Origin of the sequence: Streptomyces sp. SID5910 (assembly GCF_009862125.1) — a bacterium.
Classification (GTDB): Bacteria; Actinomycetota; Actinomycetes; order Streptomycetales; family Streptomycetaceae; genus Streptomyces.
Map to the genome: position 1 here is coordinate 1 of NZ_WWHX01000041.1, position 1,424 is coordinate 1,424.

General features: G+C 73.7%; 1 protein-coding gene. It reads left to right on the forward strand.

Features of this window, described 5'->3' with window-relative positions; genetic code table 11:
* Positions 1-1,424 (forward strand): 1,4-alpha-glucan branching enzyme (glgB, locus tag GTW67_RS01490; protein WP_161162984.1); only part of this gene is annotated, 1,424 nt, incomplete at both ends.

The window sequence follows — 1,424 nt, forward strand, 5'->3', positions numbered from 1 at the left end:
AGCGCACCGGCCAGGAAGACCGCCGCCCGCCGGGCACCGGCGCCTGAGGCGACCGCCAAGAAGCTCCCGGCCAAGAAGGCACCCGCGACGAAGGCTGCCGCTCAGGACGCCCCGACCAAGAGCGCGACCGCCGAGAAGGCGCCCGCGACGAAGGCGCCTGCCGGGGGGATCTCCGGGGCGGTCGTCCCCGACGGGGTCGACCCCGCCCTCGGCGTGGGCGACCGGGAGCGGTTGCTGGACGGTACGCATCACGATCCGCACTCCGTGCTCGGCGCCCACCCGGTGCCCGGCGGGGTCGCCGTCCGGGTGTTCCGGCCGTACGCGCGTGCCGTGACCGTCCTGGCCGGCGAGGTGCGCGCCGAGCTGGGCCATGACGGGGACGGCTTCTTCTCGGGGCTGCTGCCGCTCGACGAGGTTCCGGCCTACCGGCTCCTCGTCACCTACGAGGGCACGGCCCAGGAGACCGAGGACCCGTACCGCTTCCTGCCCACCCTGGGCGACCTGGACCTGCACCTGATCGGCGAGGGCCGGCACGAGCAGCTGTGGCAGGCGCTCGGCGCGCACCCGACGACCCACCAGGGCGTGGCCGGCACCCGCTTCGCGGTGTGGGCGCCGAACGCGCGCGGCGTGCGGGTCGCCGGCGGTTTCAACTTCTGGGACGGCACCGGCCACCCCATGCGGTCGCTCGGCGGGACCGGCGTGTGGGAGGTGTTCCTGCCCGGCGTCGACGCGGGCGAGCTGTACAAGTACGAGATCACCCGGCCCGACGGCTCGCGCACCTTCCGCGCCGACCCGCTGGCCCGCCGCACGGAGGTGCCGCCGGCGACGTCCTCCGTCGTGTACGCCTCGGACTACACGTGGGGCGACGACGAGTGGGTGGCCGGACGCGCCGGCACCCCCGCGCACGAGGCCCCCCTGTCGGTGTACGAGGTCCACCTGCCGTCCTGGCGGCCGGGGCTGACGTACCGCGAGCTGGCGGACCAACTGCCCGCCTACGTCAAGGACCTCGGCTTCACGCACGTCGAGCTGATGCCGGTCGCCGAGCACCCCTTCGGCGGCTCCTGGGGCTACCAGGTCACCGGCTTCTACGCGCCCACGGCACGCCTCGGCGAACCCGACGACTTCAAGTACCTGGTGGACCGGCTGCACCAGGCCGGCATCGGCGTCCTCATGGACTGGGTGCCGGCGCACTTCCCGCGCGACGACTGGGCGCTGGCCGAGTTCGACGGGCGCCCGCTGTACGAGCACTCCGACCCGCTGCGGGCCGCACATCCCGACTGGGGCACGCTGGAGTTCGACTTCGGGCGCCGGGAGGTGCGCAACTTCCTGGTCGCCAACGCCGTGTACTGGTGCGAGGAGTACCACATCGACGGCCTGCGCGTGGACGCCGTCGCCTCGATGCTGTACCTGGACTACTCGCGCGA